The following is a 16228-nucleotide window of genomic DNA, read 5'->3' on the forward strand; positions in this document are numbered from 1 at the left end:
GGTATGTCTGGTTCAGCATTTCCACCTCTGTCCGGATTCAAACTGGTTGTTGCGGCAATCGTGCTCTCGCTCGGGAATTTTATGGTGGTACTCGATACCACCATTACTAACGTCGCGATGCCCACAATATCCGGTTACCTGGGCGTGTCGACAACAGAAGGAATCTGGATCATCACCGCCTATGCGGTGGCTGAAGCCATCACGGTGCCGCTGACCGGCTGGCTGGCGATGCAGTTCGGTCAGGTGCGCGTATTCCTTTTTTCTGTTGTTGCATTTGTGATTTTTTCTGTCTGCTGCGGTCTTTCCTGGTCACTACCGAGCCTGGCCATTTTCCGTGTGCTGCAGGGGCTTGCCGGTGGCCCGCTGATCCCGCTTTCTTCCACGTTGCTGCTTGCAGCCTTCCCGAAGAAACAGGCCAACATTGCCGTGGCGCTCTGGGGAATGATGACGGTAGTAGCGCCTATATTCGGTCCGATACTGGGTGGGCTTATCTCGGATAACTGGAGCTGGCAGTGGGTATTTTACATCAATATCGGCTTTGGTCTGATTGTGGGGTTTGGGACCTGGTGGGTGCTGAAGGGGAAAGAAACACATATCAGCCGTTCCCGGCTGGACAGCGTGGGGCTGGGTCTGCTCGTCATCTTTGTGGCAGCCTTTCAGATCATGCTGGATAAAGGACGTGAACTGGACTGGTTTTCCTCGGATATTATCATTGTCTGCGCCATTGTGGCCGCTATTGCCCTGATCTCGCTGATTATCTGGGAGCTCACCGCTGAGCAACCGGTGCTGGATCTGAGCGTATTTAAGTCACGTAACTGGGTGGTATCTACCGTCACGCTCTGTCTGATGTTCGGTATTTTCTTCGGGAATATCGTGCTGACCCCCCTCTGGTTACAGCAATGGATGGGATACACGGCAACCTGGGCCGGGTATGCGACGGGCCCCATGGGGATCCTGGCCGTCCTGAGCTCGCCCATAATTGGTCGTCTGCTGCCGAAGGTCGATCCCCGTCTGCTGGTGAGCTATGGCATGGGGGTACTGGCGGTCTCCTTTGTGATGCGTGCCCTGCTGACGTCGCAGGCTGACTTTATGTCAGTTGCCGTTCCCATGTTCGTTCTGGGGGCCGGAGTTCCCGCCTGCCTTATCACGCTCACCTCGCTGGGCGTGTCCGAACTGCCGCCGGAGAAAGTGGCAGCCGGTTCCGGGCTGCAGAACTTCCTGCGTGTCATGTGCATGGCGGTAGGCTCTTCCCTGACCCAGACCTACTGGGAACATATGACAAAATTTAACCGAGCGGAGCTGGTGACGGCAATCAATCCTGACGTGCCAGGGATTGTCAGCAACACGCTGGGCGCGGCCGGTATTCCGACAGACACGTCAGCGGCTCTGTTTTCGAGAATGATCGACAGTCAGGCCATCATGCTGGCAACGAACGATTTCTATCAGTCGGCCACCGTTCTGATGCTGGGGTCCATAGGCATTATCTGGCTAATCAAAAAACCGAAAGGGCCGCTTCAGAAGATGTCGGGCCATTAAATAACAGGAATGGCGGTAGCGGGAATGAGAAGGGCAGAGTATCTCCCCGTGAAAAGGTTTCATTATTTATTGCCGGTCTGCAAGTCCGTGAAATGAGGTTGTCCCATGCGATATCATAAATATAAGACCATTGTGAAATGCCTGCCGGTAATAACAGGGACGTTATTACTAAGCGGATGTCATGCTGTTTTACTTGATCCCAAAGGGCAAATCGCTATTGAACAACGGGCGCTAATCATTACGGCTTTTTGTCTGATGTTAGTGGTCGTTATTCCCGTGGTTCTGATGGCAGTTGTGTTTACCTGGAAATACCGGACCACGAATACCACGGCGAAATATACGCCTGACTGGTCCCACTCCAATAAAGTGGAGGCGGTGGTCTGGACGGTGCCCGTCCTGATTATTCTGTTTCTGGCCGTGCTGACATGGAAGTCCACCCATGCGCTTGACCCATCCAGGCCACTGACCTCTGCGGTGAAACCCATCGATATCGAAGTCATCTCCCTGGACTGGAAATGGTTGTTTATTTATCCCCAACAGGGCATTGCCACCGTCAATCAGATTGTATTCCCGGTAAATACCCCCTTGAATTTGCGTATTACATCCAATTCCGTGATGAATGGCTTTTTTATTCCGGCACTCGGCAGCCAGATTTATGCGATGCCGGGCATGCAGACCCGGCTGCATCTGATCGCCGGTGAAACGGGAACCTTCAACGGAATCTCGTCCAGTTACAGCGGCAGGGGCTTTTCCGGCATGAAATTTAAAGCGACTGCCGTACCGGATAATACCGCGTTTGAACAGTGGATCGCTGATGTGAAGAAATCACCGGATATGCTGCTCGGTCCGGCTGATTTTGAAAAACTGGCTGAGCCTGACGAAAACCACCCGGTTGAATTCTTCTCTGTCATCGATCCGACGTTGTTCAGATACGTGACTGAAAAATTTAAAGCACACGATCACGATAAGGAGACGGGAATGACTGGGTCAGAGCCGGAACAACACCTCTCACACAGAGCGCGGGGAAATTAATTATGCTCACAGGAAAACTGACGCTGGATGCCATACCTGAGGACCCGATTGTCAGGGTAACGATCGTTGCTATTCTGATACTTGGTGTGGCAATTGTTGCCGCCATCACATATTACGGTAAGTGGAAATATTTATGGTCCGAATGGCTGACCTCCGTTGACCATAAAAAGCTCGGGATCATGTACATCATCGTCGCGTTCGTGATGTTACTGCGCGGCTTTTCCGATGCAATCATGATGCGCAGCCAGCAGGTACTGGCCTCATCCGGAGTGGAAGGGGCGGGGTATCTGCCGCCCTGGCACTACGATCAAATTTTTACGGGTCACGGTGTAATCATGATTTTTTTCGTGGCGATGCCTTTCGTTATCGGCCTGATGAATATTGTGGTGCCCCTGCAGATTGGCGCGCGTGATGTGGCTTTTCCTTTCCTGAACAACCTGAGTTTCTGGTTAACGGTGGTAGGCGTGGTGCTGGTTAATCTCTGCCTGGGAGTGGGGGAGTTTGCGACCACCGGCTGGCTGGCATATCCGCCGCTTTCGGAGTTAGCGTACAGTCCCGGTGTCGGGGTGGATTACTGGATATGGACACTCCAGCTGTCGGGGATCGGGACCACACTGACCGGGATTAACTTCTTCGTCACCATACTGAAAATGCGTGCACCGGGTATGACGATGTTTAAGATGCCGGTGTTCACCTGGGCGTCGTTGTGTACCAACGTGCTGATTATCGCTTCTTTCCCTGTGCTGACCGTCACGCTGACATTGCTGACCCTTGACCGCTATCTGGGCTTCCATTTCTTCACCAATGATATGGGCGGCAACATGATGATGTACGTCAACCTGATTTGGGCGTGGGGCCATCCGGAAGTGTATATACTGGTGTTGCCGGTCTTCGGGGTCTACTCGGAAGTGGTGGCAACCTTTTCCAGGAAACGTCTGTTCGGTTATACCTCGCTGGTGTGGGCAACGGTCGCCATCACTTTGCTTTCCTTCCTGGTATGGCTGCATCACTTCTTCACCATGGGAGCCGGTGCGAACGTTAACGCCTTCTTCGGGATCATGACGATGATTATCGCTATCCCGACTGGTGTGAAAATCTTCAACTGGTTGTTCACCATGTATCAGGGGCGCATTCAGATGCACTCCGCTATGTTATGGACGGTAGGTTTTATTGTCACCTTTTCTATAGGGGGTATGACCGGCGTCCTGCTGGCCGTGCCGGGAGCTGACTTTGTCCTGCACAACAGCCTGTTCCTGATTGCCCACTTCCATAATGTCATTATCGGCGGAGTGGTGTTCGGCAGTATGGCTGGTGTGTCCTACTGGTTCCCGAAAGCGATGGGGTTCACCCTGAATGAAAAATGGAACAAGAGGGCGTTCTGGTTCTGGATCATCGGATTTTATGTGGCGTTTATGCCGCTCTATGTGCTGGGGTTCATGGGGATGACCCGCCGCTTGAGTCAGAATATTGACCCCCAGTTCCATCCCCTGCTGGTCGTGGCAGCCAGCGGTGCTGCGCTGATAGCCTGCGGGATACTGTGCCAGGTCATTATGTTCTGGGTGTCGGTGCGCGACCGCCACGAAAACCGGGATATGACCGGCGACCCGTGGGGCGGACGGACACTGGAGTGGTCCACCTCTTCCCCGCCGCCATTCTATAACTTTGCTGAAGTGCCTTTTGTCCACGAACGTGATGCGTTCTGGGAAATGAAGGAAAGAGGGGAGGCATACAAGCAACCTGCTAACTATGCCGAAATCCATATGCCGAAAAACAGCGGGGCGGGGCTGATTATTGGTCTGCTCTGCATCGGGTTTGGCTTCGGGGCTATCTGGCATATCTGGTGGCTGGCGGGATTGTCATTCCTCGGGATTATCCTGACCTGGGTTATTAAAAGCTTCGATGAAGATGTGGATTATTACGTACCCGTCGCCGAGATAAAAAAAATCGAGGATCAGCACTTTGCAGAAATAAACAAAGCCGGTGTGACATATGGTAAGTGAAGCCCTGGATTCATCCTTCCGCACCCGTGCTGAGCACGGGCATCAGGGTACAGGTACCAGTAAGGTCTTCGGCTTCTGGATCTACCTGATGAGCGACTGCATTATCTTCGCCACCCAGTTCGCGACTTACGGCGTCATGGTTCATAACATTGCAGGTGGTCCGGCGGGTAAGGATATTTTCGAACCTCCGTTTGTACTGGCGGAAACTGTGCTGCTTCTGTTTAGCTCGATTACCTATGGTTTTGCTGTTATCAGCATGGATAAAGACCGCGAGGGCGGTGTACTTGGATGGCTGACCCTGACATTTCTGTGTGGTCTGGGTTTTATCGGAATGGAAGTCTGGGAGTTCAGTCACCTGACTGCTGAGGGTTTCGGCCCACAGCGCAGTGGCTTCCTGTCAGCGCTGTTTACTCTGGTGGGCACCCATGGTCTGCATGTGACATGTGGACTGATCTGGATGCTGATCCTGATGTATCAGGTTGCCCGACGAGGTCTGTCAGGATTCAGTCGCCCCCGTCTGATATGCCTGAGTCTGTTCTGGCATTTCCTCGATGTCATCTGGATTTGCGTGTTCAGTATTGTTTACCTGATGGGAGCAATGCCATGAGACATTCTGCAGACGCACAGGGCGTAGCTTACGGCAATACGATGTCTTATATAACCGGCTTTCTCCTGTCGGTCATTCTGACGGTGATCCCGTTCTGGCTGGTTATGGACAGTGGTGTTTCCGCAGGGATCATCGCAGGCGGGGTCATGACGTGTGCCGTTGTTCAGGTGCTGGTACATCTGGTGTATTTTCTTCACCTGAATGCTTCTTCTGAAATGCGCTGGAACCTCGTAACCATTGTCTTTTCCGCTGTCATTATCTTTATCATTATTACCGGGTCGTTGTGGATCATGTGGAATCTCAATCATCAGATGATGTGAACAGGGCTTTGGCCTTTCTGTTATTCCTGTCTGCCTCATTGTGGGGGGCTATATATGGACATAAAAAAAATACGGAAGGAAAAGATAAACCGACTTGTGGTGTATGAAATTATGCAATGGATTGATGAGCATCTGGAGGAGCCGCTGAAGGTTGAGGATGTTTCTGCAAAAGCTGGTTATTCAAAATGGCATTTTCAACGGATGTTCAAGGAGGTGGCAGGAATAAGTCTAGGGAAATATATAAAGCTTGAAAAACTAAGGAAGGTGCGAATAAGCAGGTCATTTCTTCCCAAATTGACTCGCTGATTAAAATTTCGCGGATCTGGGCCGATTTTTTTCCCGTAAACACATCGAATCAGCCTATTTAGGCTATTTTTTCCACCATTTCTGGCGTTATTTCCGGTTTTTACTGAGATCTCTCCCACTGACGTATCATTTGGTCCACCCGAAACAGGTTGGCCAGGGTGAATAACATCGCCAGTTGGTTATCGTTTTTCAGCAGCCCCTTGTATCTGGCTTTCACGAAGCCGAACTGCCGCTTGATGATGCGAAACGGGTGCTCCACCCTGGCACGGATGCTGGCTTTCATGTATTCGATGTTGATGGCCGTTTTGTTCTTGTGCGGATGCTGCTTCAAGGTTTTTACCTTGCCGGGACGCTCGGCGATCAGCCAGTCCACATCCACCTCGGCCAGCTCCTCGCGCTGTGGCGCTCCTTGGTAGCCGGCATCGGCTGAGACAAATTGCTCCTCTCCATGAAGCAGATTACCCAGCTGATTGAGGTCATGCTCGTTGGCCGCGGTGGTGACCAGGCTGTGGGTCAGGCCACTCTTGGCATCGACACCAATGTGGGCCTTCATGCCAAAGTGCCACTGATTGCCTTTCTTGGTCTGATGCATCTCCGGATCGCGTTGCTGCTCTTTGTTCTTGGTCGAGCTGGGTGCCTCAATGATGGTGGCATCCACCAAAGTGCCTTGGGTCATCATGACGCCTGCTTCGGCCAGCCAGCGATTGATGGTCTTGAACAATTGACGGGCCAGTTGATGCTGCTCGAGCAGGTGGCGGAAATTCATGATGGTGGTGCGATCCGGCAGGGCGCTATCCAGGGATAATCGGGCAAACAGGCGCATGGAGGCGATTTCGTACAGGGCATCTTCCATGGCACCGTCGCTCAGGTTGTACCAATGCTGCATGCAGTGAATACGCAGCATGGTCTCCAGCGGATAGGGCCGTCGGCCATTGCCCGCCTTGGGATAAAACGGCTCGATGACAGCGGTCATATTCTGCCATGGCAGAATCTGCTCCATGCGGGAGAGGAAAATCTCTTTTCGGGTCTGACGGCGCTTAGTGCTGAATTCACTATCGGCGAAGGTGAGTTGATGGCTCATGATGTCCCTCTGGGATGCGCTCCGGATGAATATGATGATCTCATATCAGGAACTTATTCGCACCTTCCCTAAGACGTGCTTATTTTTTACTGGAGAATACGGATATACCCGTCATAGAGGTGTGCTTTATGCTCGGGTTTACCAGTCAGCAGGTATTTACCCGAGCGATGAGAAATGAAATGCATCATACACCAGGGGCTGTCAGAAGGAATAAACCTGTTCTGAAAAAGAGTTCTGGTATAAAGCGTGATGAGTTATAACCCTCTGTGAATATCATACCCCTCATTGTTTTGTTCTAAAATTACAGGGCGGATTTTAATACCAACTGACAAGGATAAATGGAAGGGGAAATACCATGAAGAAGATACAGAAAAATAACAACAGCATCTGCGTTGTCAGATGCTGTTGTTATCGTAATCCTGATTAGTTTTTTGCTGACTCAGGTAGCTTCATGACTGATATTTTTACTATATATATATGGGGGAACATAGTTTTCCCGGCACGTATAAAGATAATCAGACCACCACTGCATCATCGCTTTACGGGCTTCCAGATGTTCAGCTTTGTGGATATAAGCTATCCGCACGCTGTTGCGTTCCTGATGACTCATTTGGCGTTCAACAGCATCCTTCGACCAGAGTCCGGATTCCATTAAGGCGCTGCATGCCATTGCCCGAAAGCCATGGCCGCAAATGTCCATTTTTGTGTCATAGCCCATCAGTCGCAGTGCCTTGTTGACTGTATTTTCACACATTGGCCTGTAAGGGTTATGGTCACCGGGGAACACTAGTTCCAGATGACCTGAGATTTCCTCTACTTGTTTCAGGATAACGATGGCTTGCCGGGATAATGGAACAATGTGGGGCGTGCGCATTTTGGCTCCGCGTCCGGAATAACGAACACCGGGAAGAGCTTCGCGGGTAGCGGGGATGGTCCAGATACAGTTCCTGAAATCAAACTCGCTCCATCGGGCGAAACGCAGTTCACTGGAACGGATAAACAGGTGAAGGGTCAGAAGGACCGCTTGACGGGTTAACCCTCGTCCCTGCTGATAACCATCAATGCGCCCCAGCAATTCCGGCAGGCGTTCCAGCGGCAGGGCGGGGTAGTGGCGCTTAACGGGGGGCGCTGTCACGCCGTCAAGGTTTGCCGCCGGGTTGCTGTCAATGAATCCCTGATGAACCGCATGACGCATGATGTTACAGAGGTGCTGCCGCGTGCGGGACGCGACTTCCAGCAGACCTTTTTTCTCAATGCTTTTCAGCAGGTCAATGAAATGACGGGGTTTAAGTTCCGTGACGGACAGATGTCCGATAACCGGAAAAATATGATTGTGCATGCTGGCAAGCAGACGGTCAGCGGTATTCTGCGACCATTTTTTATTGCTTTTATGCCACGCCAGCGCCACTGTCTTAAAGACCTTTTCCGGTGAGCGGGCGGCTCTTTCGGCTATACGTTGCTGAGCGGGGTTAATGTTCTGCGCCAGCAACTTGCGGATACCGTCTCGTTGTTGCCGGGCGTCGGAAAGGGATACATCGGGATAAGCGCCTAAGCCAAGGCGGGATTCTTTACCGTTAATTCGATACTTAAGATACCAGAGACGTGAGCCGCCTGGATTGACCAAGAGGTATAGACCGTGTGAATCGGAGACTTTGAAGGATTTTTCAGAAGGTTTGAGACTGCGGATTTTCGTGTCGTTGAGAGACATATGGGGGTCACTCCATAATCGAACCAAACTGACCCCAAATCTGACCACCAAATTCTCCCGATGCGGAGGATAAAATCAAAATGCATCGGGAAGAGTTTTCACGCTAACCTGTTGAACCAACATCATATAATGATTCGCAAGGATGCATGAAAGCAGGAAATTGGCTCCTCTGACTGGACTCGAACCAGTGACATACGGATTAACAGTCCGCCGTTCTACCGACTGAACTACAGAGGAATCGTGTGAACGAGGCGCATATTACTGACCTCATCATGAGGTGTCAACAGTAAAATTAGCGCGTCATTTCAATTGGTTAATTAATCTTCAAATTCAGTGTTAATGCGTGTTTGGTGAGCGATAATCGTCGTCTCCCCGGGTATCACGTAACCGCTCCATGGGGTTCTGGCGATAAAACTGGATGAAACGCTGCCATAAGGCAGGAAAACGCGGAGCAAATAATTCAGGAGCACTGAAAAAATACTCGGATAGCACGGCAAAGCATTCAGCAGGATCGGTCGCTGCGTAGGCATCTATACTGCACGCAGTTTCTCCAACCAGATCGATCTCATCCTGAATATTGTTCATTGCAGCATGCAGGTCGTGTTCCCAACCGGCGATATCGCGCAGGGGAATCGCCGGAATACCGCTGGCACGATCGCCATTACGCATATCAAGCTTGTGCGCCACTTCATGGATGATCAGATTAAAGCCGGAGGCATCAAAGGAATCCTGAATATCAAGCCAGTTGAGGATTATCGGGCCTTGCTGCCAACTCTGCCCGGACTGTACCACGCGTTGATTATGCACCAGTCCAATATCGTCTTCCCATTCATCGTCTACGACAAATGGGGCAGGGTAGATGAGAACTTCATGAAACCCGTCGAGCCACTCAATCCCCATTTCCAGAACAGGTAAACAGAATAGCAGAGCAATGCGCGCACTTTTTAGCGGGTCCAGCTCAAACCCCTGAAGAGCGACTACTCTTTTTTGTTGTAAAAAGCGCTCGGCCAGGGCAATAAGTCTGGCTTGTTCTTGCTCGGTGAGATTCACCAAAAGGGGAATAGCCAGGGCGTCGTCCCACGGCCAATCGTCACTCCGGGTTGCTTCTTGTTCTTTCCAGGGCCACTTAATCATCGTTTTGCTCGCAAACTCGTCACTTGAACGAAATTGACGGAACTGGGTCTGTTAAAATGCCAAATTACCTGGCATCATGGCAACCGCCAAAACGGAGAGATGCCAGAGCGGCTGAATGGACCGGTCTCGAAAACCGGAGTAGGGGCAACTCTACCGGGGGTTCAAATCCCCCTCTCTCCGCCACTATTCAAGCACTTGCACGCCTTGCTTTCAACGACAGTTCTCATGGATGTCTTTTTCTTTGAGTATCCTCACAAGTTTATCGTTGTAATGCCCGTGTGGTAAAAAATACGCTTCGTTGAACAAAAAAAAAGCCCGCAGTGCGGGCTTTTGAGTTTGTGGAGATTAGAACTGGTACACAATACCCATGGCAAACTGATCATCAACTGCGTTGCCAGTAATTGCGCCGTCTTCTTTATCCAGCAGGTTAAATTTATACGCTGTGTAGACGTTCATATTTTTATTGAAGTAGTACCAGGTGCCAAGCTCGACGTAATTCACGCGGTCAGCGTTAACACCGCCGGCCAGGTCTTTACCCTGCGAGTAAACGTAACCCAGAGATGGACGCAGACCAAAGTCGAACTGATATTGAACGACTGCTTCAAGGTTTTGCGTTTTGTTTGCAAAACCGCGATCGGTTCCGGTTTTGGTCATATTACGCGTTTCGCCATACATCGCTGCCGCATAAACGCTGTTGGCGTCATATTTTGCTGCCAGAGACCAGACTTCAGCGTTGCTGCCATAGCCATCGATGGATTGTTTATCCGTACGGTCGGATTTACCATATACCGCGACGAAACCAAAGCCATCTACGTTGTAGTCCACCGACATGCTGTAGCCGTCGCCATTTGCTTTAGCGTAATCGTCATCGTGATTCTTGCCCTGGTACTGTAGCGCGAAATCAAGACCCTCAACCATGCCGAAGAAGTCTGTGTTGCGGTAGGTCGCCACGCCGTTGGTACGACCGGTCATGAAATTATCCGTCGCAGCCCATGAATCGCCACCCCATTCAACCAGCATATCGGTGTAGGCTGCCGCATCGTAGGCTACGCCATAGTTACGACCGTAATCAAATGAGCCGTAATCCGCATATTTCAGGCCCGCGAAGGCCAGACGGGTTTTTTGCCCCTGAGATCCTTCCGCATTGCTGGCGTCGAGGTTGTGTTCAAACTGACCAAAACCTGTCAACTCGTTGCTGATCTGGGTTTCACCTTTCACCCCAAAACGGGCGTAAGAGGTGTCAGCATTTTCACTGTTACTGCTATCCGTATTCGACCAGATGCGTTCGCCTACCATCTTGCCGTAAAAATCAATTTTATTGCCGTTCTTATTATAAATTTCAGCCGCATTTGCTGCGCTTGCAGCGAATAAGGCAGGGAGAAGCAGTGCCAGTACTTTTCTTTTCATTATGTATTCCCTTTATATAATAATTAAAATGAATATGTAGCGCTATCTGAAAGACTACATTTGAATACTATCTATGAAGTTCATTTAATTTTAAATATAACATGTAACAAATGTATTTAAGATATTTCAAAATGTTTCATTGTTGCTTTTATATAATTAAAATTGCATGACGTTTGAATTAATATTATCCATATAAATGTATTTTTTATCATATAGTTATGATTTCTTTTATTTTATCTTGTTAAATGTATATTATTGATATTTGTTATTTATTTTGCATGCGGGATTATAATTGATCTGCTTGTTTTGAATAATGAATTTATATATCCATTATAGTGATACTTATTGAGTGAGTAATATGTATTGATGATAAAAAAGCGTCGACGGTAGTCTGACATGAGAATTGTTGCTAAGGTGGTTTTCTTTCTGCGAAGAGCGAGAGTATGGAACTACAGTACTGGCAGTCGAAATTTGAAGCATGGTTACGTGACAATCATTCCGGGCACGACGCTGCCCATGACATCTTTCATTTTCGTCGCGTCTGGATGACATCACAAAAGTTGAGCATGGATGTGACCGTAGACTGGCTGGTGGTGCTGACGGCGTGCTACTTTCACGATCTCGTCAGTTTGCCGAAGAACCATCCCGATCGTCATCGTTCGTCGGTACTGGCAGCCCAGGAAACGCGTCGCGTTTTGAAGCGTGATTTCCCTGATTTCCCACAACAACGATTACCTGCCGTGTGCCATGCTATTGAGGCGCACAGTTTCAGCGCCAAAATCGTACCAGAAACCCTTGAAGCCAAAATCGTGCAGGATGCTGACCGGCTTGAGGCGTTGGGCGCAATTGGTTTAGCACGGGTATTTGCTGTGTCCGGCGCGTTAGGCGTGGCGCTGTTTGATGCGGAAGATCCGTTTGCCCGACAGCGTAGCCTTGATGATAAACAGTACGCACTCGATCACTTCCAGACCAAATTGTTGACGCTGCCGCTGACGATGCAAACTGAACACGGTCGGCATTTGGCGCAACATAATGCTGACTTCTTACTGACGTACATGGCGAAGCTGAGTGCGGAGTTAAAAGGAGAATATGAAATGCTGGATCTTGACGCGATTCAACCCTTTAAGCTGCGTTAGTCGCCAGTACAGCCGCAACGTCAACCGCGCTAATTTATGTTAACCTGTCAGCTATCCATTTCGGCCGGTTAAATGTATGCAGGATAATTTTTCAGTAGCAGGTTCCATGAACCCGATGACAGATGATAACGAGGCCGCCGCACAGGTGATTTTGGCTAAGTTGCTTGAAATATATGACGTGAAAACGCTGGTTGCTCATCTGAATGGTGTTGGCGAGAACCGCTGGAGTCCGGCCATCTTCAAGCGAGTGGTTGCCAATGAAACGTGGCATCGCCTCAGCGACGGTGAGTTGGCTCATCTGAACGACTTGCTGCCGAGGCCGCCTGCGCATCATCCACATTATGCTTTTCGCTTTATAGATCTTTTTGCCGGTATTGGCGGCATTCGTCGCGGCTTTGAGGCGATTGGCGGGCAGTGCGTGTTTACCAGTGAGTGGAACAAGCATGCGGTGCGCACCTACAAAGCGAATCACTACTGTGATCCTCACCAGCACCATTTTAATGAAGATATTCGCGATATCACCCTCAGTCATCATGATGGGGTGAGTGACCAGCAGGCGGCGGAACATATCCGCCAGCATGTTCCGCAGCATGACGTGCTGCTGGCGGGATTTCCTTGTCAGCCATTCTCTCTGGCCGGTGTATCAAAGAAAAACGCGTTAGGGCGGGCTCATGGCTTCGCCTGCGATACGCAAGGCACACTTTTTTTTGACGTGGTGCGCATCATCGATGCGCGTCGGCCGGCAATATTTGTGCTCGAAAACGTCAAAAACCTGAAGAGTCACGATCAGGGGAAAACGTTCCGCATCATTATGCAAACGCTGGATGAGCTGGGTTATGACGTGGCTGATGCACACGATAACGGGCCGGGCGATCCGAAAATTATCGATGGGCAACATTTTTTGCCCCAGCATCGCGAACGTATTGTGCTCGTCGGCTTTCGCCGCGATCTGGATCTGAAATCAGACTTCACGCTGCGCGATATTGTCTCCCGCTATCCTCAGCGGCGTACGACGCTGGCGGAGCTACTTGAGCCGACCGTCGATGCCAAATATGTGCTCACGCCGGTGCTGTGGAAATATCTGTATCGTTATGCGAAAAAGCATCAGGCACGGGGCAATGGATTTGGCTATGGCATGGTGTATCCCAGCAATCCCGATTGCGTAACGCGCACATTATCGGCGCGTTACTATAAAGATGGGGCGGAGATCTTGATCGACCGCGGTTGGGATATGGCGCTGGGTGAAAAGGATTTTGATGATCCGCACAATCAACGATACCGTCCGCGCAGGCTGACGCCCAGAGAGTGCGCGCGCCTGATGGGATTTGAATCACCTCAGGGCTATCAGTTCAGGATCCCGGTGTCGGACACACAGGCTTATCGTCAGTTTGGTAATTCGGTGGTCGTCCCGGCATTTGCGGCGGTAGCCAGACTGCTGGAGCCAAAAATCAAACAGGCGGTTGCTATTCGCGAGAAAGAGAAACTGCATGGCAGACGTTCACGATAAAGCGACGCGCAGTAAAAATATGCGGGCGATAGCAACCCGCGATACCGCAATTGAAAAACGCCTTGCCAGCGTACTGGCAGAGCAGGGGGTAACGTTTCGCGTGTAGGATGCGACGTTACCCGGTCGTCCCGATTTCGTGGTGGATGATTATCGTTGTGTGATTTTTACCCACGGCTGTTTCTGGCATCATCACAACTGCTATCTATTCAAAGTCCCCGCCACACGAACAGCGTTCTGGCTGGAAAAAATAGGCAAAAATGTCCAGCGTGACGCGCGGGATTGTGAAAAATTGCAGGCTTTGGGCTGGCGCGTTCTGATTGTCTGGGAGTGCGCCCTGCGTGGGCGCGAAAAGCTGGGGGATGACGCGTTGTCCGAACGCGTCATCGAGTGGATCTGCGGCGGTGGCGATAGCGCGCAGATCGACACCCTCGGTATCCATTTACTGTAACGTCTTTTCCGACGGGGTCGCAACGGCGTCCGCTTTAACGGGAAATAAGTATTTACCGAGTGTGACCAGTACCACCGCAAATACAATCACGCCAAGCGCCAGCCATTCGATGGGCGCCAGACTTTCACCTCCCAGGCCGGTACCTAACAGTACGGCGACAACCGGATTAACGTAGGCATAGCTGGTGGCTAATGCCGGGCTGACGTTGCGGATCAAGTACATGTACGCGTTGATGGCAATAATAGAACCAAATACGGCCAGATAGGCGACCGCCATAAAGCCTGAAAACGTCGGCATAGTGGTCAACTTTTCCCCGGAAATCAGCGAGGCGCACATCAGCACAATACCGGCGGCTAACATTTCAATGGCTCCGGCCATCATGCCAACGGGTAACGTTATGCGCGAGCCGTACACTGAGCCAAACGCCCAGCTTATCGAACCTATCAGGATTAAAATTGCTCCCCATGGATTACCACTCAAATTACCACCGCTGTTCAGCATGATGATCCCCGCGAGTCCAATTGCGATCCCCATCCATTCAAGTTTGCGCGTTTTGATGCCAAAAAAGTGGCTAAAACACAGCGTAAACAGCGGAACGGTGGCGACCACCACGGCGGCAATACCGGAAGGCACGTTTTGATGTTCTGCGACGGTGACCAGTCCGTTACCGACAGCCAGCAGCAGGATACCAATTAACGCGGCGTTCAGGAGCACGCGCAGAGGCGGCAGCTTATGTCCGCGGATAAGTAAGAATGCTGTTAATAAAATCCCCGCAGAGAGAAAACGAACGCCAGCCATCATCAACGGTGGCCAGCTTTCAACGCCAATGCGAATAACGAAGTACGTGGAACCCCAAATGATGTACAGCGCGAAAAGCGCACTGAAAAGCGGTAGCAATTGCCTGAAACGCATAATCCCTCACGGTGGAAATAAAAAGGTGCAACATAGTAAACGTCAAAACTATCTTGCTGGCGAGATTTATAATTACGTGCTGATGTTAAAAATTTGTTGACCAGAAAGGTCAGTTTCAGCATTGCGTGTTTTACTTCATACTTATGACTGCAAAAAAATAATATTGAGGGTAAAAATTTTGGCAGGAAGTAGCTTATTGACCTTACTCGATGATATCGCCACTTTGCTGGATGATATCTCTGTCATGGGAAAACTGGCCGCGAAAAAAACCGCGGGTGTGCTGGGCGATGATCTGTCGCTTAACGCGCAGCAGGTGTCGGGTGTGCGGGCGAATCGCGAACTCCCGGTGGTCTGGAGCGTCGCGAAAGGATCGTTTGTTAACAAAGTTATCCTTGTGCCGTTGGCGCTATTGATAAGCGCCTTCATTCCCTGGGCGATCACCCCCTTATTAATGGTAGGCGGGGCGTTCCTCTGTTTTGAAGGTGTAGAAAAAGTTCTCCATACCCTGGAAGCGCGTAAGCACAAAGAAACCCCGGAAGAGCGCCAGCAGCGTCTGACATCATTGGCAGCACAGGATCCGCTCACCTTTGAGAAAGATAAAATCAAAGGGGCGATACGTACCGACTTTATTTTATCTGCTGAGATTGTCGCGATTACGCTGGGGATCGTAGCGGATGCGCCATTGTTGAATCAGGTGTTGGTGTTATCTGGCATCGCGTTAGTGGTGACAGTGGGGGTCTACGGCCTGGTCGGGATTATCGTTAAGCTCGATGATATCGGATACTGGTTGGCAGAAAAGCGCAGTACGCTGGCCCAGTCGCTGGGTAAAGGATTGCTGGTTGTTGCCCCCTGGCTTATGAAAACACTTTCCGTGGTCGGCACGCTGGCGATGTTTTTGGTTGGCGGCGGAATTGTGGTGCACGGAATAACACCGCTGCATCATGCGATTGAACATTTTGCCCAACAGCAAAGTGCATTGATTGCGCTGATGCTTCCGACCCTGCTGAATCTGGTGCTCGGATTTATCATTGGCGCAATAGTGGTGCTGCTGGTGAAAACCGTCGCCAGAGTGCGCGGAGTTTCGCACTAATTGT

General features: G+C 50.6%; 16 protein-coding genes, 2 tRNA genes and 1 pseudogene. 12 read left to right on the forward strand and 7 right to left on the reverse strand.

Going from position 1 to position 16228, the window contains the following annotated elements; all coding sequences use genetic code 11:
* Positions 1–3 precede the first annotated feature (3 nt).
* From HV243_RS09820 to HV243_RS09845, 6 genes are all read left to right on the forward strand, one after another.
* Entirely contained in the window at positions 4–1536 is a 1533-nt protein-coding gene (locus HV243_RS09820) for a DHA2 family efflux MFS transporter permease subunit (protein WP_023137328.1), read from the forward strand.
* Between the two features lie 105 nt (positions 1537–1641).
* Positions 1642–2568 carry a ubiquinol oxidase subunit II gene (cyoA, locus tag HV243_RS09825; protein ID WP_023137327.1) on the forward strand — a complete coding sequence of 309 codons (927 nt, stop codon included), beginning with the start codon at positions 1642–1644 and terminating at the stop codon, positions 2566–2568.
* 2 nt (positions 2569–2570) lie between these two features.
* Entirely contained in the window at positions 2571–4568 is a 1998-nt protein-coding gene (gene cyoB / locus HV243_RS09830) for a cytochrome o ubiquinol oxidase subunit I (RefSeq protein WP_023137326.1), read from the forward strand.
* A complete protein-coding gene (cyoC, locus tag HV243_RS09835) occupies positions 4558–5175 on the forward strand; it encodes a cytochrome o ubiquinol oxidase subunit III (RefSeq protein ID WP_023137325.1) in 618 nt (205 codons plus the stop codon). The genes cyoB and cyoC overlap by 11 nt, the downstream gene beginning before the upstream one ends.
* A complete protein-coding gene (cyoD, locus tag HV243_RS09840; protein ID WP_023137324.1) occupies positions 5172–5495 on the forward strand; it encodes a cytochrome o ubiquinol oxidase subunit IV in 324 nt (107 codons plus the stop codon). The genes cyoC and cyoD overlap by 4 nt, the downstream gene beginning before the upstream one ends.
* A gap of 54 nt (positions 5496–5549) precedes the next feature.
* A complete protein-coding gene (locus HV243_RS09845; RefSeq protein WP_249415228.1) occupies positions 5550–5801 on the forward strand; it encodes an AraC family transcriptional regulator in 252 nt (83 codons plus the stop codon).
* Here the strand turns inward: HV243_RS09845 and HV243_RS25700 are convergent.
* A complete protein-coding gene (locus tag HV243_RS25700) occupies positions 5690–5920 on the reverse strand; it encodes a hypothetical protein (protein WP_346342845.1) in 231 nt (76 codons plus the stop codon). The two genes, HV243_RS09845 and HV243_RS25700, sit on opposite strands and share 112 nt — an antisense overlap.
* Entirely contained in the window at positions 5902–6882 is a 981-nt protein-coding gene (locus HV243_RS09850) for an IS5-like element ISKpn26 family transposase (protein WP_125086350.1), read from the reverse strand. The genes HV243_RS25700 and HV243_RS09850 overlap by 19 nt, the downstream gene beginning before the upstream one ends.
* A 44-nt stretch (positions 6883–6926) precedes the next feature.
* Here HV243_RS09850 and HV243_RS25670 point away from each other — a divergent pair, with 44 nt between their 5' ends.
* Positions 6927–7142: an AraC family transcriptional regulator gene (locus tag HV243_RS25670; RefSeq protein WP_256435660.1), complete on the forward strand. Its 216-nt coding sequence runs from the start codon at positions 6927–6929 to the stop codon at positions 7140–7142.
* A gap of 179 nt (positions 7143–7321) precedes the next feature.
* Here the strand turns inward: HV243_RS25670 and HV243_RS09860 are convergent, their stop codons facing one another.
* From HV243_RS09860 to mtfA, 3 genes are all read right to left on the reverse strand, one after another.
* Positions 7322–8590, reverse strand: coding sequence for an integrase arm-type DNA-binding domain-containing protein (locus tag HV243_RS09860; RefSeq protein ID WP_003030858.1), 1269 nt, complete (start codon positions 8588–8590; stop codon positions 7322–7324).
* A 161-nt stretch (positions 8591–8751) separates the two neighbouring features.
* A tRNA-Asn gene (locus HV243_RS09865) sits at positions 8752–8827 on the reverse strand.
* 99 nt (positions 8828–8926) lie between these two features.
* Positions 8927–9724, reverse strand: coding sequence for a DgsA anti-repressor MtfA (gene mtfA / locus HV243_RS09870; protein WP_046275704.1), 798 nt, complete (start codon positions 9722–9724; stop codon positions 8927–8929).
* A 93-nt stretch (positions 9725–9817) separates the two neighbouring features.
* On the opposite strand from mtfA, the gene HV243_RS09875 reads away from it, so the two are divergent.
* Positions 9818–9907 (forward strand) — tRNA-Ser (locus HV243_RS09875).
* Between the two features lie 162 nt (positions 9908–10069).
* On the opposite strand, the gene HV243_RS09880 is transcribed toward HV243_RS09875, so the two are convergent.
* On the reverse strand, positions 10070–11131 hold the full coding sequence (locus tag HV243_RS09880) for a porin (RefSeq protein WP_053389321.1): 1062 nt from the start codon (positions 11129–11131) through the stop codon (positions 10070–10072).
* 443 nt (positions 11132–11574) lie between these two features.
* Here HV243_RS09880 and HV243_RS09885 point away from each other — a divergent pair, with 443 nt between their 5' ends.
* The 3 genes and pseudogenes from HV243_RS09885 (at position 11575) to HV243_RS09895 (ending at position 14222) form a co-directional block, all read left to right on the forward strand.
* Positions 11575–12267 carry a phosphohydrolase gene (locus HV243_RS09885; protein WP_053389322.1) on the forward strand — a complete coding sequence of 231 codons (693 nt, stop codon included), beginning with the start codon at positions 11575–11577 and terminating at the stop codon, positions 12265–12267.
* A gap of 76 nt (positions 12268–12343) precedes the next feature.
* Entirely contained in the window at positions 12344–13774 is a 1431-nt protein-coding gene (locus HV243_RS09890; protein WP_053389323.1) for a DNA cytosine methyltransferase, read from the forward strand.
* Positions 13755–14222, forward strand: a pseudogene (locus tag HV243_RS09895) (very short patch repair endonuclease). Before HV243_RS09890 ends, HV243_RS09895 begins: the two are co-directional and overlap by 20 nt.
* On the opposite strand, the gene yedA reads toward HV243_RS09895, so the two are convergent.
* The gene (yedA, locus tag HV243_RS09900) at positions 14214–15134 is read right to left on the reverse strand and encodes a drug/metabolite exporter YedA (protein WP_047502067.1); all 921 of its coding nucleotides are present in this window, start codon (positions 15132–15134) and stop codon (positions 14214–14216) included. The pseudogene HV243_RS09895 and the gene yedA overlap by 9 nt on opposite strands.
* A gap of 178 nt (positions 15135–15312) precedes the next feature.
* Between yedA and HV243_RS09905 the strand changes: the two genes are divergently transcribed.
* Complete coding sequence (locus HV243_RS09905) at positions 15313–16224, forward strand: DUF808 domain-containing protein (RefSeq protein ID WP_029139582.1); 912 nt, start codon at positions 15313–15315, stop codon at positions 16222–16224.
* The last annotated feature ends 4 nt before the right edge of the window (positions 16225–16228 follow it).

The sequence above is a fragment of the Citrobacter sp. RHBSTW-00599 genome, assembly GCF_013784065.1.
Lineage (GTDB): Bacteria > Pseudomonadota > Gammaproteobacteria > Enterobacterales > Enterobacteriaceae > Citrobacter > Citrobacter braakii.

Coding starts and splice junctions, on each gene's coding strand:
- HV243_RS09885 (WP_053389322.1), top strand. CDS start 11,575: ATGGAACTACAGTACTGGCAGTCGAAATTTGAAGCATGGTTACGTGAC.
- HV243_RS09845 (WP_249415228.1), top strand. CDS start 5,550: ATGGACATAAAAAAAATACGGAAGGAAAAGATAAACCGACTTGTGGTG.
- cyoC (WP_023137325.1), top strand. CDS start 4,558: ATGGTAAGTGAAGCCCTGGATTCATCCTTCCGCACCCGTGCTGAGCAC.
- HV243_RS09890 (WP_053389323.1), top strand. CDS start 12,344: ATGCAGGATAATTTTTCAGTAGCAGGTTCCATGAACCCGATGACAGAT.
- cyoD (WP_023137324.1), top strand. CDS start 5,172: ATGAGACATTCTGCAGACGCACAGGGCGTAGCTTACGGCAATACGATG.
- HV243_RS09820 (WP_023137328.1), top strand. CDS start 4: ATGTCTGGTTCAGCATTTCCACCTCTGTCCGGATTCAAACTGGTTGTT.
- cyoA (WP_023137327.1), top strand. CDS start 1,642: ATGCGATATCATAAATATAAGACCATTGTGAAATGCCTGCCGGTAATA.
- mtfA (WP_046275704.1), bottom strand. CDS start 9,724: ATGATTAAGTGGCCCTGGAAAGAACAAGAAGCAACCCGGAGTGACGAT.
- HV243_RS09860 (WP_003030858.1), bottom strand. CDS start 8,590: ATGTCTCTCAACGACACGAAAATCCGCAGTCTCAAACCTTCTGAAAAA.
- cyoB (WP_023137326.1), top strand. CDS start 2,571: ATGCTCACAGGAAAACTGACGCTGGATGCCATACCTGAGGACCCGATT.
- HV243_RS09880 (WP_053389321.1), bottom strand. CDS start 11,131: ATGAAAAGAAAAGTACTGGCACTGCTTCTCCCTGCCTTATTCGCTGCA.
- yedA (WP_047502067.1), bottom strand. CDS start 15,134: ATGCGTTTCAGGCAATTGCTACCGCTTTTCAGTGCGCTTTTCGCGCTG.
- HV243_RS09850 (WP_125086350.1), bottom strand. CDS start 6,882: ATGAGCCATCAACTCACCTTCGCCGATAGTGAATTCAGCACTAAGCGC.